Source organism: Paenibacillus sp. MAH-35 (assembly GCF_058135425.1).
Window position 1 is genome coordinate 293077 of sequence record NZ_JBYUPU010000001.1, and the last position, 16011, is coordinate 309087.

The 16011-nt window shown below is 56.9% G+C and carries 17 protein-coding genes and 1 pseudogene; 16 read left to right on the forward strand and 2 right to left on the reverse strand.

The genetic code is table 11. The features are described from left to right. The first annotated feature begins 5 nt into the window (after nucleotides 1–5). The 5 genes from AC3Y2E_RS01185 (at nucleotide 6) to AC3Y2E_RS01205 (ending at nucleotide 4726) form a co-directional block, all read left to right on the forward strand. Complete coding sequence (locus AC3Y2E_RS01185) at nucleotides 6–1133, forward strand: Gfo/Idh/MocA family protein (RefSeq protein ID WP_190924486.1); 1128 nt, start codon at nucleotides 6–8, stop codon at nucleotides 1131–1133. 249 nt (nucleotides 1134–1382) lie between these two features. Further along, complete coding sequence (locus AC3Y2E_RS01190; RefSeq protein WP_379206298.1) at nucleotides 1383–2090, forward strand: PIG-L deacetylase family protein; 708 nt, start codon at nucleotides 1383–1385, stop codon at nucleotides 2088–2090. A 59-nt stretch (nucleotides 2091–2149) separates the two neighbouring features. Further along, nucleotides 2150–2917, forward strand: coding sequence for a class I SAM-dependent methyltransferase (locus AC3Y2E_RS01195; protein ID WP_379206300.1), 768 nt, complete (start codon nucleotides 2150–2152; stop codon nucleotides 2915–2917). Beyond that, a complete protein-coding gene (locus AC3Y2E_RS01200; protein ID WP_379206303.1) occupies nucleotides 2889–3860 on the forward strand; it encodes an MBL fold metallo-hydrolase in 972 nt (323 codons plus the stop codon). Before AC3Y2E_RS01195 ends, AC3Y2E_RS01200 begins: the two co-directional genes overlap by 29 nt. Nucleotides 3861–3958: 98 nt before the next feature. Continuing rightward, a complete protein-coding gene (locus AC3Y2E_RS01205) occupies nucleotides 3959–4726 on the forward strand; it encodes a DODA-type extradiol aromatic ring-opening family dioxygenase (RefSeq protein WP_379206305.1) in 768 nt (255 codons plus the stop codon). A 106-nt stretch (nucleotides 4727–4832) separates the two neighbouring features. Here the strand turns inward: AC3Y2E_RS01205 and AC3Y2E_RS01210 are convergent, their stop codons facing one another. Next, nucleotides 4833–5363 (reverse strand): phosphatidylglycerophosphatase A family protein, encoded by a 531-nt coding sequence (locus AC3Y2E_RS01210; RefSeq protein ID WP_379206308.1) that lies wholly within the window; start codon nucleotides 5361–5363, stop codon nucleotides 4833–4835. A gap of 164 nt (nucleotides 5364–5527) precedes the next feature. On the opposite strand from AC3Y2E_RS01210, the gene AC3Y2E_RS01215 reads away from it, so the two are divergent. The 7 genes and pseudogenes from AC3Y2E_RS01215 to AC3Y2E_RS01245 all read left to right on the forward strand — a co-directional run bounded on the left by AC3Y2E_RS01215 (nucleotide 5528) and on the right by AC3Y2E_RS01245 (nucleotide 10316). Beyond that, the gene (locus AC3Y2E_RS01215) at nucleotides 5528–6583 is read left to right on the forward strand and encodes a GerMN domain-containing protein (protein ID WP_379206310.1); all 1056 of its coding nucleotides are present in this window, start codon (nucleotides 5528–5530) and stop codon (nucleotides 6581–6583) included. Nucleotides 6584–6769: 186 nt separating this feature from the next. Beyond that, nucleotides 6770–7528, forward strand: coding sequence for a ribonuclease PH (rph, locus tag AC3Y2E_RS01220; RefSeq protein WP_190924498.1), 759 nt, complete (start codon nucleotides 6770–6772; stop codon nucleotides 7526–7528). Then, complete coding sequence (locus AC3Y2E_RS01225) at nucleotides 7512–8162, forward strand: non-canonical purine NTP pyrophosphatase (protein WP_379206313.1); 651 nt, start codon at nucleotides 7512–7514, stop codon at nucleotides 8160–8162. The genes rph and AC3Y2E_RS01225 overlap by 17 nt, the downstream gene beginning before the upstream one ends. A gap of 576 nt (nucleotides 8163–8738) precedes the next feature. After that, nucleotides 8739–9205: pseudogene (locus tag AC3Y2E_RS01230) on the forward strand (dihydrodipicolinate synthase family protein). Further along, nucleotides 9202–9351 (forward strand): hypothetical protein, encoded by a 150-nt coding sequence (locus AC3Y2E_RS01235; RefSeq protein ID WP_379206316.1) that lies wholly within the window; start codon nucleotides 9202–9204, stop codon nucleotides 9349–9351. Before AC3Y2E_RS01230 ends, AC3Y2E_RS01235 begins: the two are co-directional and overlap by 4 nt. 76 nt (nucleotides 9352–9427) lie before the next feature. Continuing rightward, entirely contained in the window at nucleotides 9428–9685 is a 258-nt protein-coding gene (locus AC3Y2E_RS01240) for a hypothetical protein (protein WP_379206318.1), read from the forward strand. A gap of 367 nt (nucleotides 9686–10052) precedes the next feature. Continuing rightward, on the forward strand, nucleotides 10053–10316 hold the full coding sequence (locus AC3Y2E_RS01245; protein ID WP_379206320.1) for a hypothetical protein: 264 nt from the start codon (nucleotides 10053–10055) through the stop codon (nucleotides 10314–10316). 131 nt (nucleotides 10317–10447) lie between these two features. On the opposite strand, the gene AC3Y2E_RS01250 is transcribed toward AC3Y2E_RS01245, so the two are convergent. After that, nucleotides 10448–10732: a YolD-like family protein gene (locus AC3Y2E_RS01250; protein WP_379206530.1), complete on the reverse strand. Its 285-nt coding sequence runs from the start codon at nucleotides 10730–10732 to the stop codon at nucleotides 10448–10450. A gap of 535 nt (nucleotides 10733–11267) precedes the next feature. Between AC3Y2E_RS01250 and AC3Y2E_RS01255 the strand changes: the two genes are divergently transcribed. The 4 genes from AC3Y2E_RS01255 to AC3Y2E_RS01270 all read left to right on the forward strand — a co-directional run bounded on the left by AC3Y2E_RS01255 (nucleotide 11268) and on the right by AC3Y2E_RS01270 (nucleotide 15913). Beyond that, the gene (locus tag AC3Y2E_RS01255; RefSeq protein ID WP_379206323.1) at nucleotides 11268–12044 is read left to right on the forward strand and encodes an IclR family transcriptional regulator; all 777 of its coding nucleotides are present in this window, start codon (nucleotides 11268–11270) and stop codon (nucleotides 12042–12044) included. Between the two features lie 428 nt (nucleotides 12045–12472). Continuing rightward, nucleotides 12473–13429, forward strand: coding sequence for an ABC transporter permease (locus tag AC3Y2E_RS01260; RefSeq protein ID WP_379206325.1), 957 nt, complete (start codon nucleotides 12473–12475; stop codon nucleotides 13427–13429). Between the two features lies 1 nt (nucleotide 13430). Beyond that, nucleotides 13431–14312 (forward strand): carbohydrate ABC transporter permease, encoded by an 882-nt coding sequence (locus AC3Y2E_RS01265; protein ID WP_379206327.1) that lies wholly within the window; start codon nucleotides 13431–13433, stop codon nucleotides 14310–14312. 56 nt (nucleotides 14313–14368) lie between these two features. Then, the gene (locus AC3Y2E_RS01270; protein WP_379206329.1) at nucleotides 14369–15913 is read left to right on the forward strand and encodes an extracellular solute-binding protein; all 1545 of its coding nucleotides are present in this window, start codon (nucleotides 14369–14371) and stop codon (nucleotides 15911–15913) included. The last annotated feature ends 98 nt before the right edge of the window (nucleotides 15914–16011 follow it).

A 16011-nucleotide genomic window follows, 5' to 3' on the forward strand; every position in this document is an offset into this window, starting at 1 on the left:
TAGAGATGAATCGAGTACGAATCGGTATCGTAGGGATCGGCAATATGGGAACGGCGCACGCCCGTTATGTTTCGGGAGGCGAGATCAACGGCGCCGAGCTGGCCGCCGTGTGCGACATTAGCGCCGACAGGCTGCGCTGGGCGAAGGAGCAGTTCGGCGAGGCGCTGCATACGTTCGAGTCGGTGGACGCGATGCTGGACTCGGGAACGGTCGACGCCATCCTGATCTGCAACTTGCATTTCGACCATCCTTCCACGGCGATGAAAGCGTTCGCCCGCGGCATCCACGTCCTGTGCGAGAAGCCGGCCGGCGTCTATACGAAGCAAGTGCGGGAGATGAACGAAGCGGCAGCGGCCAGCGGCGTCAAGTTCGCGATGATGTTTAACCAGCGGACGATTCCTTTGTACAAGAAGCTCAAAGATCTGATCGATAGCGGCGAGCTCGGGGAAATCCGCCGTACGAACTGGATCATTACGAACTGGTATCGTTCCCAAAGCTACTACGATTCCGGCAAATGGCGGGCGACGTGGGCCGGCGAAGGCGGCGGGGTCCTCCTTAACCAGTGTCCGCACCAGCTCGACCTGTGGCAATGGACGGTCGGCATGCTGCCGTCGAGAGTCCGCGCGTTTTGCTCGTTCGGCAAATACCGCGATATCGAGGTAGAAGACGAAGTAACCGCCTATGTCGAATATCCGAACGGGGCGACGGGCGTATTCATTACGACGACGGCGGAAGCGCCGGGTACGAACCGGCTGGAAGTGACCGGAGAGCGCGGCAAAATCGTCATTGAGGACGGCAAGCTGACCTTCTGGCGTCTGCGCGTATCGGAGCCGGAGTTCAACCAGACGTTCAAGGGCGCATTCGGCCAGCCGGAATGCTGGAAATGCGATGTGCCGGTATCCACCGATTCGAAGGCGCACAAGGCGATCACCCAAAACTGGGTCGATTCGATCCGCACCGGCGTGAATCTGATCGCCCCCGGCGAGGAGGGCATCCGCGGTCTCACGCTGTCGAACGCGATGTACTTGTCCGCATGGACCGACGGCTGGGTCGAGCTGCCGCTTGACGAGGACCGGTTCCACGAGCTGCTGCAGGAGCGGATCGCGACTTCGAGATACCAATCGAATACGTAAGGAGAGGGGACGTTCCCGGGTTTGAATCCGGCGGACGTCTTTTTTTGAGTTGCTGCTTCTGTGTTTCAGATTTCTGTGTGTCCTGGCGTCCTGGCAGGAATGTGAATCAGGAAAGGGCTGCGGGAACGATACCCCTTGGGTCTGCGGCTAGCGCTGTTTCGGAGCTTGGATAACCGATGCGCCCTTTTGCCCGGGAGCGTACAGTGGTACAATCGATATCAGACAAAGCCAGAGGAAGGTGGGTCTCCTGTGACAACGACGATAGCTTGGATATCCGCGCATCCGGACGATGAGACGTTCACGAGCGCTTGTACGATTATGGAAGCCGTCCGCCGCGGGGTTCGGCCCGTGCTGCTGTGTGCTACCGACGGGGACGCGGGCAAGAGCGGCTATCTTCCGCCGATGACGAGACAGGAGCTGGCGGAGAAGCGGGAAATCGAACTCCGCGAGTCTTGCGAAATAATGGGGATAACATCCATCGATTTGCTCAGGCATCCGGACGGGAAGCTGTCGCAAGTTCCGAGAGAACGGCTGGTCGCCGAAATCGTCGATTATATCGGGAAGACCGGGGCGGAGGTCGTGCTTACGTTCGGCGAAGACGGAATGTCCGGCCATGCCGATCATATTGCCCTTCATCATGCAGTTCGCGAAGCGGTTGTCGGCGGAAAGTGTCCGTCGGTCAAAAAGCTTTACTATTATTACAACTGGCTGATCCAGGACCCGCTTCGTCCGCCTACCGTTACCGTGGACGTATCGCCGGACTGGAAAAACAAAGCGAAAGCGCTGCTCGCCCACGAATCGCAACTGCTCTCGGTAGAGAGAGTGTTCGGCGACGTGCGCAATCCGGGCGACGTGCCGCCGGAGCCGATCGCGCTGGAACGGTTCGTGCTCGCCTGGAAAGACGGAGTCGAATTTCCGGAGGCTAGGGAAAGCTTTCTGACAGACGGGTTGTCGTAACGCTCGTATGCAACGCCAATGAAAGGTTCACAATCATGGGGAAGGTGCGAAATCGGAAGATGGACAAATGGTATGAGCAAAGCTTCGGAGACGATTACTTGATCGTGTACAAGCATCGCGACACGGCCGGAGCGTATGAAGAAGTGAAATCGATGATCGATTGGCTCGAATTGCCGGAGGGCTCCTCCGTGCTCGATCTATGCTGCGGAATGGGGAGACATTCGATGGCGCTGGCCGATTTCGGCTACCGGGTAACGGGGGTCGACCTGTCGGGCGTCTTGCTGGATGTAGCCCGCGAGCGCGACGATAGCGGCCGGGTCGAATGGCTGCAAGGGGATATGCGCAACGTGCCGGCCGACGGCCCGTTCGACGCCGTCGTGAATTTGTTCACCTCGTTCGGTTACTTCGACGACGACCGCGAGAACGGGAAGGTGCTTCAGGAAATAAGCCGGTTGCTGAAGCCGGCCGGCCGGTTTATTATCGATTTTATGAATGCGGCTTACGTGGTGCGGAATCTGGTCCCATTCTCAAGCCGGCAGGAGGGGGATTGGCTTATCGAGGAGAGACGTACCGTTGAAGACGGATTTATCCGCAAACGGATCGTCATCCGCGAGCCGGGCCAACCGGAAAGACATTACGACGAGCAGGTCAAAGGTTACGGGCTGGAGCAGTTTCAGATGATGGCTGAGGCTGCGGGGCTGCGCATCGACCGCGTCTACGGCGCTTATGACGGCGGCGCGTATGACGAGACTTGTTCGCCGAGACTCATCATGACAGGCATGAAGGAAGGAAAAAATCGTGATCAAACCGGTACATATTCTGGATGATTCGCTCGTTCAAGTGAAAGTGCCCTTGCCGTTTCCGCTGCGGTGGGTGAACAGCTATGTGGTCCGGTCCCGTTCCGGCTGGACGGTGATCGATCCCGGCCTGCATACGCCGGAGGCGGAGACGCTGTGGGGTCAAGTGATGACCGAGCTCGATCTGTCTCCTTCGGCGCTCGAGAAAGTCGTCTTGACGCACCATCATCCCGACCATTACGGTTTGAGCGGCTGGTTCCAGCAACTGACGAGCGCTCCTGTGCACATATCGGGTACCGGAAAAGCGCAGACGGCCGCATTGTGGGGCGAAGGGGAGACGATGAGCGTCACCCTGCTCGACTTGTTCCGCCGGCACGGGATGGAGGAAGCGACGCTGGAGCAGATGAAGGATCATATGACGGGCTTCATCTCGCAAGTGTCTCCGCAGCCGGAATTAACCGTCATCGGGGCGGACGAGCCGTACCGGATCGGAGACCGGCTGTACCGGCCGATCGTGACGCCGGGCCACGCCGCGGGACATTTGATTTTCCACGACGAAGAGCGGGCGCGCGTTTTTTGCGGGGATCACGTATTGCCCCAGATTACGCCGAATGTGAGCTACATCCCGGGCTTTGACGAGAATCCGCTCCGTTCGTACCTGGACAGTCTGGAGGAGGTAAGCCGGCTGGAGGCGGAACTTGCGTATCCCGGCCACCGGGAGCCGTTTCGCACGTTCGGGACGAGGGCGCTGGAGATCGTGCGCCACCACGAGGACCGTCTGGAAGCGATGGAACAGAAGCTGGCCGAGCCGCATACGTCCTATGCGCTGTGCAGAGCGTTGTTCGGCGACCGGCTGTCGATCCACCAGCTCCGGTTCGCATTGTCCGAGACGATCGCCCATCTGTTGTATTTGCGGGACGCGGGGCGGGTACGCGAGCTGGAGAGAGACGGGTTGATCTGGTACGGGCGATGAGCCCGGGGGGCGGATGGTTCAGCTCGTTGACAGAAGCTAGTTATTCATGTACACTAACTTACATAAAGTAAGTAACTTCCGGGATAGAGGTGTTGTACATGGTACCTTCGTTATTTTTAGCTCACGGTTCGCCGATGCTGGCGATTGAACAGACGGATTACACCCGGTTTTTGTCCGGGCTTGCCGGACGTTACAAGCCGAAGGCGATCGTCATTTTTACCGCTCACTGGGAACGCCCGGTTACGACGGTATCGGTTTCGGACGACGTGTACGAGACGATTTACGATTTCGGCGGTTTTCCGGACGAGCTGTACCAGATCCAATACCCGGCGCACGGGTCTTCCATCGTCGGATCGATGGTGCTGGACCGGTTAAGCAAACACGGCATTCAAGCTGCGGCGGATCAATCGCGCGGTCTGGACCACGGATCGTGGACGCTGCTGCACCGGATGTACCCGGACGCCGCTATTCCGGTCGTACAGGTGTCGGTGAATCCGTACACTCCGCCTCGCGAACAGTATGCGATCGGGGAAGCGCTGCGCGGACTCGGAGACGAGGACATCCTCGTCATCGGCAGCGGCGTAACGGTGCACAATCTGCGGATGGTGCTGTGGGGCCAAAAAACGCCGGAGCCTTGGGCATTCGAATTCGACGATTGGCTGCTTGCGCAGATGGAGCGGGGCGACCTGCAGGCGCTGTTCGACTACGAGAAGCTGGCCCCCCATGCCCGGCAAGCCGTACCGCGCGCGGAACACTTCGTACCGCTGTACATTGCGATGGGCAGCGGCGATCCGTCCCGCAAGCCGGAGGTCATCCATCGCAGCTACGACTTCGGCACGCTTAGCTATTTGTGTTTGCAATTTTGAAGCGCAACAAGAGCGCCCAACCTCCCGGAAGCGGGAAGGAAGGGCGCTCTTTTCCAATGAGTAAAGAACGAAACCGGACATCAGTCTCACAGTCAACGTCCGCCGTTCATCCCCCGTCGACCAGTTCGTCGGTTTCCCGTTCCGCCTGCATCCGGTGGGCGATTCGGCTGCTGGCCGCGGCGGCGATCGCCCCGACGATATCGTCGAGAAACGTGTGGACGTCCTTGCCGTTTTTCTCGTTCAGCCGTTTCAGGATGCCCGGCTTCATCTTGTCGATATAACCGAAATTCGTATAGCCTATGCTCCCGTACACGTTAACGATCGACAGCGACAAAATCTCATCGCACCCGTACAACCCTTCGTCGTTAAAGATCATTTCCTGCAGCGCGGGGAGCAGCTTGCCTTCTTCGGCCAACACATCGAGCTGGATGCCGGTTAATATCGCGTTTTGCACCTCCCGTTTGGAAAGCACGCGATCTACCGATTCCAGACATTCTTCCAGCGTTAAGCCGGAGAAATAATCTTTCTGGAGAAACAGCACCAGCTCTCCGATTTCCCGTTTGTCCACGCCTCTCTGGCGCAGCCATTCCGCCGTCGTTTCCGCCACTTTGCGGCTGTTCAAGCTGTAAGTCAACATTATCCCTCCGTATCGTACTCATATGGCCACTTTTACATTGTTGCCCAACGTTTCCCGTTTCATGAGACCCGAATGGCCCGTACCCGCAATTGGACAAAAACTGGTCATGAAATTTCCGGGAGCTCGTATACATAGTAGTACAAGGCCAAAGAGGAGGATTCCATATGAGACGAACAAAGTGGACGACATGGGTCGCCGTCGCCGGTGTTACCGTTCTCTTGACGTCAGGCTGCTCGCTGCTGAAGTCAAAGGAAAGCCAGCCGATCGATCCGCCGCAGAGCGCGACCGGTACCGGGGGAGCGGCAGAGACGCCGAATGTTACATCGCTTCCTGTGAATGGGGGCGTGCAGCAGAAAGGTGTTGCGGTTACTTTGTATATGAAAGACAGGAACAATTTCGTCGCTCCGGTAACGGTTCAGGTTCCTACGACCGACGCGGTCGCCCGCAAAACGCTCGAGTATATGGTCGACGGCGCCGGCATCGGAGTCGTACCGGCCGGATTTACAGGGCTGCTGCCCAAGGGGACCACGATCAAAGGGCTCGATATCAACCCGGAAACCAAGGTAGCGACGGTCGATTTCTCCAAAGAATTTACTACCTATAGCGCAGTTGACGAAAGAAAACTGCTGGAAGCGGTCACTTGGGCGCTAACCGGTTATTCGAACGTACAGGAAGTGCGGATCTGGGTGGAGGGCAAGGAGCTGAAGCAGATGCCGCTCGGCGGCCTGCCGATCAATGGCGCTTTAAGCCGGGCGATGGGGATCAACGTCGAGCGTGCGGAGGGCGCCGAGTTCGGGCAGTCTACGCCGGTTACGCTGTATTTCCTCGGGCAAATGGATAATCAGGAACCTTACTATGTGCCGGTGACGCGGATGGTGAAGCTTACCGACGACAAGGCGAAAGCGACGCTGGAGCAGCTGATCGCCGGTCCGCTGCAGAAATCCGCTTTATCCTCGGTTATGGCATCGACGGTCGAGCTTCCCAAAATCGAGTCCAAGGACGGCATCATTACGGTCAACTTTACCGACACGCTGCTCGGTCCGGACCGGAAAGCTCCCGGAGAAGCGCTGCAATCGGTCGTCTTGTCCTTGACCGAAGCGGCCGGGGATGCTAAGGTACAAATTAAAGTGAACGACGACGTCAAAGTCACGACGACCGACAACCAGAACTACAGCAAGCCGGTTTCCCGGCCAACCGGCGTCAACGCGATCAAGATGTAGCTACCGGTCCCCCGGGCAGGCGTAAGCGAAGCCGCGACAGCTTCCGCCTTGCCCGCGGGGATCGTTTGTATTCTTGGTTTCTTTTCAAAGCGGTATTTGGTAAAATGAGGTAGTCTTTGCGGCGAAAGTGCCGGCGGACTTTAACGAATGCTATAGCGGGAAATAGATTAGACAGGGGTGCAAGACATGAGAGGCGACGGAAGACAATACGATGAGACGCGAGCGGTAAAGATTACGCCTAATTATATCAAGCATGCGGAAGGCTCCGTTCTGATCGAAGTGGGCGATACGAAGGTGATCTGTACGGCGACGATCGAGGAGAAGGTGCCGCCGTTTATGAAAGGACAGGGCCGAGGCTGGATCACGGCCGAGTATTCGATGCTGCCGAGGGCGACGCAAGTGCGCAACCAGCGCGAATCGGCCAAGGGCAAGGTCGGCGGACGGACGATGGAGATTCAGCGCCTGATCGGCCGTGCGCTCCGCTCGGTCATTAATCTGGAGGCGCTCGGGGAACGCACGATTATGCTCGACTGCGACGTTATTCAGGCAGACGGGGGGACGCGGACGACTTCGATTACAGGTTCGTTCGTGGCGCTGTGCTATGCGATCCATAAGCTGATGCAGAACCAGAAGCTGAGCAAATCGCCGATTACCGACTACCTTGCTTCGGTCAGCGTAGGGATCGTCAAAAATCGGACATGCCTCGATCTGAATTATGAAGAGGATTCGCAAGCGAAGGTCGATATGAATGTCGTGATGACCGGACAGGGCAAATTTGTCGAGGTGCAGGGAACGGGTGAGGATTCGCCGTTTTCGCGCGATGAGCTGAACGAGCTGCTGGCCGCAGCCGAGACGGGCATCCAGGCAATGATAACGAAGCAAAAGGAGACGCTTGGGCCGATCGTCTCCGTCGTGGGGGCTGAAGCGAATGCGGGCTCTAAATAAAGAGATCGTCGTCGCGACCCGGAATAGCGGGAAAACGCGGGAATTCGCCAGCTTGTTTGAACCGCTGGGCATTCAGGTGCGCAGTCTGAACGATTTTCCGGATGCCCCGGATATCGTAGAAGACGGAGAGACGTTCGAGGCGAATGCGCGCAAAAAGGCCAAAGTCATCTCCGAAGCGTTCGGCCTGCCGGTTCTCGCCGACGATTCGGGATTGTGCGTCGATGCGCTGAACGGCGCTCCCGGCGTATACTCGGCGCGTTATGCCGGAGAAGGCGCGGCGGATAGCGACAATAACGCCAAGCTGCTGCAGGAGCTGAACCGGCTTGTAGAAGAAGGCGCGATCGTGCCGGAGCCAGCTTCCGTCGCCGGCGAAGAAGTCCGGCTGTTGAGTCCGGCGCGGTTCGTCTGCGTACTGGCGCTGTACGACCCGGATGCCCCTGAGCAAACGGTGGAGGGCGAATGCGCCGGCGTTATTGTGGACAGGCCGCTCGGCGAGGGCGGCTTTGGGTACGATCCGCTTTTCTACGTGCCGGATGCCGGTCAGACGATGAGCCAGATGCCGATGGAAGCCAAAAACGGGATCAGCCACCGCGCTGCCGCGCTGCGCAAGCTTCAGGAGCTGCTGAAGGGGTAATACCGTATCGCGAAAAAAATCATTGCCGGCAAGCTGTGCCCGATGCACAGTTGCTCGGTAAGTGAGGCCAAACTCCCTGACCGTCTTGGCGGTCAGGGAGTTTGTTTGTATGGAGTGGAGCAGGCTCGCGCTCAGGGCTCCGTCCGGCGCCGGCGGCAGGGAACCCGCCTTTTGTAAGTGACGTGTAAGCCACAAATGGAAGGCTGCTGGCCGGTGACAGCGGCAGCGGGCTCGCACCCGGCATCCGTCCCCCTGCACCCATATACCCCAATGATTGGACAAACACTATGCTTTACGGAAGCGGCGGAAGTGTTAGGTTTCCAGGCCTCCTCACGTATGTGACTGGATAAGACTCGCAATGTGAAATGACACTTCCTTCTTTCATCTAAAGAATGGAGGTAAACAGGTTTATAAATTTCAAATTAAGAAATTAAATATCATAATATGAAAATATATTGTTATATACGTCTTGTTCATCTATAATGAGTCTGAAAGTGTCATCAGACACACAAGGGGAGGCTGCGGAAGATGGGAGAGTTAGCGCTGCGTAGCAAGTTTTCGGGGGTTCATGTTGCGATGAACTCCTGTTATGACGAGTTTGGGGAGATTGACGAAGCGGCGGTCAAACATTTGACCCGTTTTTTAATCGATAAAGGCGTTCAAGGCGTCTATGTCGGCGGCGGAACGGGTGAAGGGCTGCTGCAGACGGTAGAGGAGCGCAAAAGGGTACTGGAGGCCGTTGCGGCCGAGAATGGCGGACGTATTACCGTTACCGCCCATACCGGGGCGATGACGACGAAGGACAGCGCCGAGCTGGCGCGCCATGCCGAGCGGGCGGGGGCCGACGCGATTTCGTCCGTGCCTTGTTTTATTATGCCTACACCGAGCAGGCGGTGAAGGATTACTGGCTGGAAGCGATAAACAGCGCGGATCTGCCGTTTCTGATTTATCATATCCCGGGTGCGACCGGGTTTCAGGTGACGCCGCGGTTGGTTCGCGACCTTCGGGAGGCTGCCCCGGATCGGATCGGCTGGTCGGGATGAAAGTGACCGTGTTCAGCACGTACGAGCTGCAGCAGTTCAAGGCAAGCGGCGGCGACGAGTTCATCGTGATGAACGGCCCGGATCAGCAATATTTGGCCGGACGCGTCATGGCGCCGACGGCGGGATCGGGGGGACGTACGGAGTGATGCCGGAGCTGTTTCTGGGATCGAATCGCACATCCGGCAAGGCCGTCTTCAGGACGCTCAGCGCTGGCAGTTCCGGGTGAACGGAATCATTACCGATATGCGCGAACTCGGCTTGTTCGGCGCGATCAAGCAGTTGATCCGGCTGCGCGGGATCGAATGCGGGGAGCCCAGACGCCCGCTGCCATCTTTACCGGCTTCGAAGAGCGGAGAGGCGGCCCGGATGTACGAGACGATTATGCGATATGTCGCCGAAGCGGAAGTCGAGGCCGCTGCGGAAGCCGAAGCTGCAGTTGGGCGGTCTAATACGATCGCGGCCGGAGGCGCCCAGTCATGAAGCGCCTGTTTGCAAGTCCGTTCGGCGCCTTGTGGAACCGGGGAAGAAACAGGAAAGCGATGATACGTTTTCCGTCTATTTTTCCGCGATCCGAATAGAGGGCGCTTGCAGCTTGCCGGAACAGGGTTGGCCATTTTAATGGGTCCAAGCGCAGTGCGGACGGGTGATCTTCGGCCCGAAGCCGAGTGAAATCCGATCCGTCTGTCATGCAGCGAGCACCGTATACGAGAGCTGAGAGCCGGCGCTTGTGCACGAGCACACATAGAAGAGGAGGACGAGGCGTGGAAGGGGTAACGGAGAAGCGGCTTCGTTCCGGAAGTTTGCTTCGGATCTATCGGTTCGGCGGGGGGGCAACGACTGGTGCTTCGTGCGGACCCCGCCAGGCTATAAGCCTGACGGCAGACGGCATCCCCTGCTTATATGCAATCACGGGAACGGCTGGACGATGGACGGCAGCGAGCGGACCGCCAATTTCTCGGGGAAAACGCAATATGGGGTAGACGCTCAGAATAACGGTCTTTACCTGGACGATCACATCGCCGGATTCGAAGCGTACTCGAATCCGACGATCGAGTCGTTTTATGAGTTTTGCGCTCGTTTAAGCCGGATTTATGGCTGGACAAGCTGGTGAGTGGACTGGTGTTTACCCGCATACACTTCAGCCGAGGCGGTTCATCCTCTTTCCGGACGGGGAGCATTTTTAACTACCGCCGTGTGTTGGACCGGTCTCATTTCCCCCCTGAGACGTGTATTCTGCCCAACTCATTCACTTTCCGAGTCTATTCCTCTGGTCTCGACCTTCATAATATCCATGAATGCAACTTTTGTAGTTTCACCATTCTTTTGGATGTGCACTTTACCAGTACGAGAGTCCATATTTTCAATTCGACCACGAACAGGCAGTTCCATACCCCAAACCGTCAATAACACTTCTGAACTTTCAGACTTCGCTTCGTTTAATTGGTTCGCGAGCTCTTCCAACACAAACTCATCCCGAGTTGGGCGTTTTGCGTCGTATTTCTTTTTTGGCTTCGGAACTCCAGTCAATCCAGACACCCCCGCAAGAACATTTGTAGCAATTCTACCATTTTCGGAACTATAGAGAAAACGTAAATCCTTATTCGTCGGCTTTTTCCGGTTCATAACGGGGTCAGACCATCACTAATTCAACCAAAAGGTGAATGACAGATGTCGTTTGGGTGTTTTCCACATCTGCAAAGAATGGCCGGGACTGTCAAGTTCATGTTCCCAAATCGTTATATTTAAAGCAATCATTGCATGCATTCAAATGCCATTGAAATCTTTCGTTCAAGTGAGATTTCTTTATGTGAAGGGAGTTTAGCTTTTTGCGTCGTTCCAGCTCCACCTATTCAATGGTCTTGATGCCAGACTTGAGAATAAAGACCTCAACCTCAGCCGCTTTACAGTGGAATTGGAGGTCTTTTCATATTAATGATCATTCAAATCACTTTGCATCTTACAACGGTTGGTTATAAAATGGATATATAGCATTTGCAATTAAATTGTATAATGTGCAATCCGAGGGAGGGATTTAACTCTGAAACCCGAAACATCTACAGCGATGCTTACCCAAAGCGTCACGCGGGCTTTGGCGATTTTATCGTGCTTCTCCGACAGCGAGCCGGAATTAAGAGTAATCGATTTTTCCAAAAAGCTGAACTTGACCCAGAGCAACGTATCGAGGCTGCTCACTACGATGGTGTCGATCGGTTACGTCGTGCGCAACGAGCAGACCGGCTATTATTCGCTCGGACCGGAGATCGTCACGCTTGGTGGCATTGCGCTTAATCATTATGAGATCCGCAAGCAGGCGCTGCCGGAGCTGTACGAAATCGAGCGGAAAACCGGCATCGACGCCAACCTGGCGATCCTCGACAACGGGACCGTCTTTTATTTGGCCCATGTCGACAGCTACGACTCCCCGCGCATGTATACGTTTGTCGGCCGGCGCAATCCGCTTCACTGTACGGCGATCGGCAAGGCGCTGCTTGCTTTTCTTCCCGAGGAAGAGGCGCGCCAGCTGCTTGGCGAAGCTCCGCTGGCCCGGTATACCGAGAAAACGATCGTTCAGATCGACGACGCCGTCGCTGCGCTGGAGGATATCCGCAAGTCGGGGTATGCGGTGGAGATGGAGGAGCTGGCGCTCGGCCGGGCTTGCATCGCCGCTCCCGTGCTGGACCGGACAGGCAGAGTGGCCGCCGGCATCAGCATATCCGGACCGCTGTCCAAAATGAAGCTGAACGAGCGGCTGGACGAGCTGTCCGCGTTGTTGATCGAGAAGGCGGGACGAATCTCGATGAAGATGGGACACGCCCCGATGGGCACGATGCGGCTGTAAGCTGCGGAGCACGTAATTGCGAAACCGAGATCGCTTTGTCCGGATGTAAGTTCCGGCGGGAGCGGTCTTTTTTTTGGTTGAACCGGGCGATGCGGCAAAAGCCTGCTTCTCCGGATCGGCGAGGCAACCGGAAGGAAGGAGCGGCCCGCTGCCGGGATCGAACAATGCGATAAAGCTTGTTCGCATTTGTATTCGCATTCGTACTCGCATCCGTACTCGCATTCGTACTCGTATTCTCATCCCGCTTCGGGGGAATTTGTTGTGCCTCCGAAGAATATTCCGTGCCCGTTCAGGAATGCTCCGATTCGTAAAACGCTTGTCCGGCCAAGGGAAGCGGGAAAAAGCCGCAAATGAATATAGACGGAAACGGCCGCCCTCCGGTAACGTTGGGACATAACCTTCATCTTGGCGAAAGCGGGTGGACAACGATGCCAGGGCTACCGGCGCAAGCGGTGTCCGGGAACGCGAAGACGGCGTACGGCATGCGGCTCCTTCGCGATCTGAGACGGGACCGGTGGCTATATATGCTGCTCGTTCCCGGGGTGCTGTATTTTCTTATCTTTAAGTACGCCCCGATGTTCGGCGTGCTGATTGCCTTCCAGGATTACCAGCCGTTCTCCGGCGTGGCGGGCAGCAGATGGGTCGGCTTCAAACATTTCGAGACGTTTTTTACCGATCCGTGGTTTTGGAAGCTGTTCCGCAATACGATTTTGCTTGCGCTATACAATTTGCTGTTTTTTTTCCCGCTGCCGATTCTGTTTGCGCTGATGCTGAACGAAGTGCGGCAGGAACTGTTCAAGCGGACGGTGCAGACGATCGTATATATTCCACACTTTATCTCATGGGTCGTCGTTGTCGGCATCGTGTACGTATTATTGTCGGCCGAAGGGGGGCTGGTCAACGAACTGCTCGCGTCGGTGGGGCTGGAGAAAATCCATTTTTTGATCAGGACGGACTGGTTCCGTTCGCTCATTACGTCCCAGGTCGTCTGGAAGGAAACCGGCTGGGGCACGATCATTTTTCTGGCCGCTCTGGCCGGGGTCGACCCCCAGCTGTACGAAGCCGCCCGCATCGACGGGGCGAACCGCTGGCAGCAGCTATGGAACATTACGATGCCGGCGCTGAAGACGACGATCGTCATCTTGCTGATTTTACGGCTCGGTCATTTTCTCGACAGCGGGTTCGAGCAAATTTTCCTGATGCTTCATTCCATCAACCGCGACGTCGGGGAAGTGTTCGATACTTACGTCTACACGGTCGGCGTGCAGCAAGGGCAGTTCAGCTACAGCACGGCGGTAGGGCTGTTCAAGTCCGTGGTTGGCCTGATCCTCGTCATGGCTGCGAACAAGCTGGCCAAACGAATGGGGGAGGAAGGGGTGTACTGAGATGATTCGCAACCGCGCCGTGCTAAGCCGCTTGTTCGATGTTGTGAATTACGCTGTCCTCACTTTGTTCGCCTTGTCTACGCTGGCTCCGTTTCTTTATGTGCTGGCCGGCTCGTTTGCCTCATCGGAGGAACTGCTTGTCAAGAAGCTTATAGCGATTCCGGACACGTTATCGATTGCCGCATACCGGTACATTTTCTCGACGCCGATCATTTTCAACAGCTTGCTTGTAACGATGTTTATCACCGTTGTCGGCACTGCGATCAATCTCGCATTTACCGCCACGATGGCGTATCCGCTGTCCAGAACGGCTTTGCGCGGGCGGAGCTGGCTGATGCTGATGATTATTTTCACCCTGCTGTTCGGCGGCGGCATGATTCCGACGTTTCTCGTCATCAAGGCGCTCGGTCTGCTGGATACGTACTGGTCGCTATGGCTTCCCGGGGCGATCAGCGCCTTCAGCGTCATCCTGCTGAAAAACTTTTTCCAGCAGCTTCCGGAGGGGATCGAGGAATCGGCTAAAATCGACGGCTGCAACGATCTGCAAATTTTGTGCAAAATCGTCGTGCCTTTATCGATGCCGGCGATCGCCACGTTCGCCCTGTTTTATGCGGTCGGCCACTGGAATTCGTTTTTTACCGCCATTCTGTACATCAACGATGTGAACAAATGGCCGATCCAGGTATGGCTCAGACAAATCGTCATTTTGTCCACGGGCGGGTTTGCGGACCCGAACGCGGCAGCGGAGACGGCGGCGCTCGTCCCTCCGCAAAGCGTCAAATTTGCGGTGATCGTCGTTGCAATCGTGCCGGTGCTTATCGTTTATCCGTTCTTGCAGAAGCATTTTGCCAAAGGGGTCATGCTCGGCTCGGTCAAAGGTTAGACCGCAAACCGGCGGGAGATCCGGTCCGAGTCGTATAGAAAGGGGATGTTTCTCCGATGAAAGGCAGACAAAAGCGTTCCCGCACCAGAACCGCAGCCTCGCTGCTGGTCGCGGCCGGCCTGTCCGCTGCGCTGCTCGCCGGCTGCGGGAGCGGTTCGGCCCCGGCGCCGGGTGCGGAGGCCGGGGGAGCGGGAGAGGGCGAGCCGTTCAGGATGACAATGATGTCGCCGTTTTACAACGCTCAGCCGCCGGCCGCCAACGAATCGAATCCGGCGTTTCAGGCGCTCCAGGAGCTGACGAACACGAAGCTGCAAGTGACGTACGTGCCTTCGGCCACGTACGAGGATAAGCTGAACGTCACGCTGGCATCCGGCAACTTGCCGCAGGCGATCGTCGTGCTGAACGCCAAAAGCTCCACGATTTTAAATGCGGCGCGGGCGGGGGCATTTTGGGAGATCGGCCCGTACATCGCAGATTATCCGAATCTGAAATCGTATTGGAACGACACGATCGCGTTTCATACGTCCATCGACGGTAAAACGTACGGCATTTTCCGGGCGAGACCGTTCGTGCGCACGGGCTTCATCTACCGCAAGGACTGGCTCGACAAGCTCGGGCTCCAGCCCCCGCGGACCGTGCAGGACATCTACGACATCGCCAAGGCGTTCACGCTCGGCGATCCGGACGGCAACGGCAAACACGACACGTTCGGCCTGACGACGACCAGCGACAATATCGACGCGATGGTGCGTATGTTCGGAATTGCCCAAGGCGGCGTGAACGGCTGGGGCGTCCGCGACGGGAAACCGGTTGCGATGCATATGACGCCCGAGTACGGGGAAGCGGTTAGCCTGCTGCGCAACATGTACGCGGAGAAGCTGATCAACCCGGATTACGTCACTTTGAAAGGGCTGAAGCTGTACGACAGCTTCAATCTGGGCAAGGCGGGCATGTACGTCGGCGTGCTGGACGACGCCTACAACCGGCATCCCGATCTGTACAAGCTGTTTCCGGAGGCGAAGCTCGATTTCGTGCTGACGCTGGAAGGGAAGGGCGGGGCGAAAACGATGGCGTTCCCGGGTCACGCGGGGATGATCATGTTTCCGAAAAGCAGCGTCAAAACCGAGCAGGAGCTGCGCAAAGCGCTCGCCTACTTCGATAAAGCGCTGGATTCGAAAGTGCTTATGCTGGCGGCCTGGGGCGTCGAGGGTGTTCATTACAAGCTGGAGAACGGCATTCCGGTCTACATCAACGAGCAGCTGTTTAAGGATCAGGCGGCGGAGCTGGCTCATTTGCGCGTACAGCCGGCGGTCGTGGAGTGGCCTTCCGATCACGAGATGGTCAAGAAATACAAGCGGCTGTGGAAAGAAAACGAGAAAAACGGGGTCGCGAGCGTAATTGAATCGTTTATCCCGCCCCAGGAGCTGATCAACAAGGAAGCGAGCATGGGGAATGTCATCACCGACGCGAGGGACAAATATATTCTTGGTCAAATCGACGAAGCGGCGTTCCGCGCGACCGGCGAACAATGGAAGAAACGCGTCGGTGACGATCTGTCGAAAGAAATCGCCTCCTTCCTGGAGAGGGCGAAGCAGAAATAATAGAGAAACCGGCCGGGCCGACTGGCCGGAGCGCTTTACCCGGGACCGGAGACTGCAAGCGGAGAGAAACCTGCCGTCAATCGCCAAGGAGGATGGTA

Excerpts from the sequence above, each read along its gene's own strand:
- AC3Y2E_RS01265 (WP_379206327.1), top strand. The coding sequence starts at position 13,431 with ATGATTCGCAACCGCGCCGTGCTAAGCCGCTTGTTCGATGTTGTGAAT.
- AC3Y2E_RS01255 (WP_379206323.1), top strand. The coding sequence starts at position 11,268 with ATGCTTACCCAAAGCGTCACGCGGGCTTTGGCGATTTTATCGTGCTTC.
- AC3Y2E_RS01205 (WP_379206305.1), top strand. The coding sequence starts at position 3,959 with ATGGTACCTTCGTTATTTTTAGCTCACGGTTCGCCGATGCTGGCGATT.
- AC3Y2E_RS01185 (WP_190924486.1), top strand. The coding sequence starts at position 6 with ATGAATCGAGTACGAATCGGTATCGTAGGGATCGGCAATATGGGAACG.
- rph (WP_190924498.1), top strand. The coding sequence starts at position 6,770 with ATGAGAGGCGACGGAAGACAATACGATGAGACGCGAGCGGTAAAGATT.
- AC3Y2E_RS01195 (WP_379206300.1), top strand. The coding sequence starts at position 2,150 with ATGGACAAATGGTATGAGCAAAGCTTCGGAGACGATTACTTGATCGTG.
- AC3Y2E_RS01210 (WP_379206308.1), bottom strand. The coding sequence starts at position 5,363 with ATGTTGACTTACAGCTTGAACAGCCGCAAAGTGGCGGAAACGACGGCG.
- AC3Y2E_RS01225 (WP_379206313.1), top strand. The coding sequence starts at position 7,512 with ATGCGGGCTCTAAATAAAGAGATCGTCGTCGCGACCCGGAATAGCGGG.
- AC3Y2E_RS01215 (WP_379206310.1), top strand. The coding sequence starts at position 5,528 with ATGAGACGAACAAAGTGGACGACATGGGTCGCCGTCGCCGGTGTTACC.
- AC3Y2E_RS01235 (WP_379206316.1), top strand. The coding sequence starts at position 9,202 with ATGAAAGTGACCGTGTTCAGCACGTACGAGCTGCAGCAGTTCAAGGCA.
- AC3Y2E_RS01270 (WP_379206329.1), top strand. The coding sequence starts at position 14,369 with ATGAAAGGCAGACAAAAGCGTTCCCGCACCAGAACCGCAGCCTCGCTG.
- AC3Y2E_RS01260 (WP_379206325.1), top strand. The coding sequence starts at position 12,473 with ATGCCAGGGCTACCGGCGCAAGCGGTGTCCGGGAACGCGAAGACGGCG.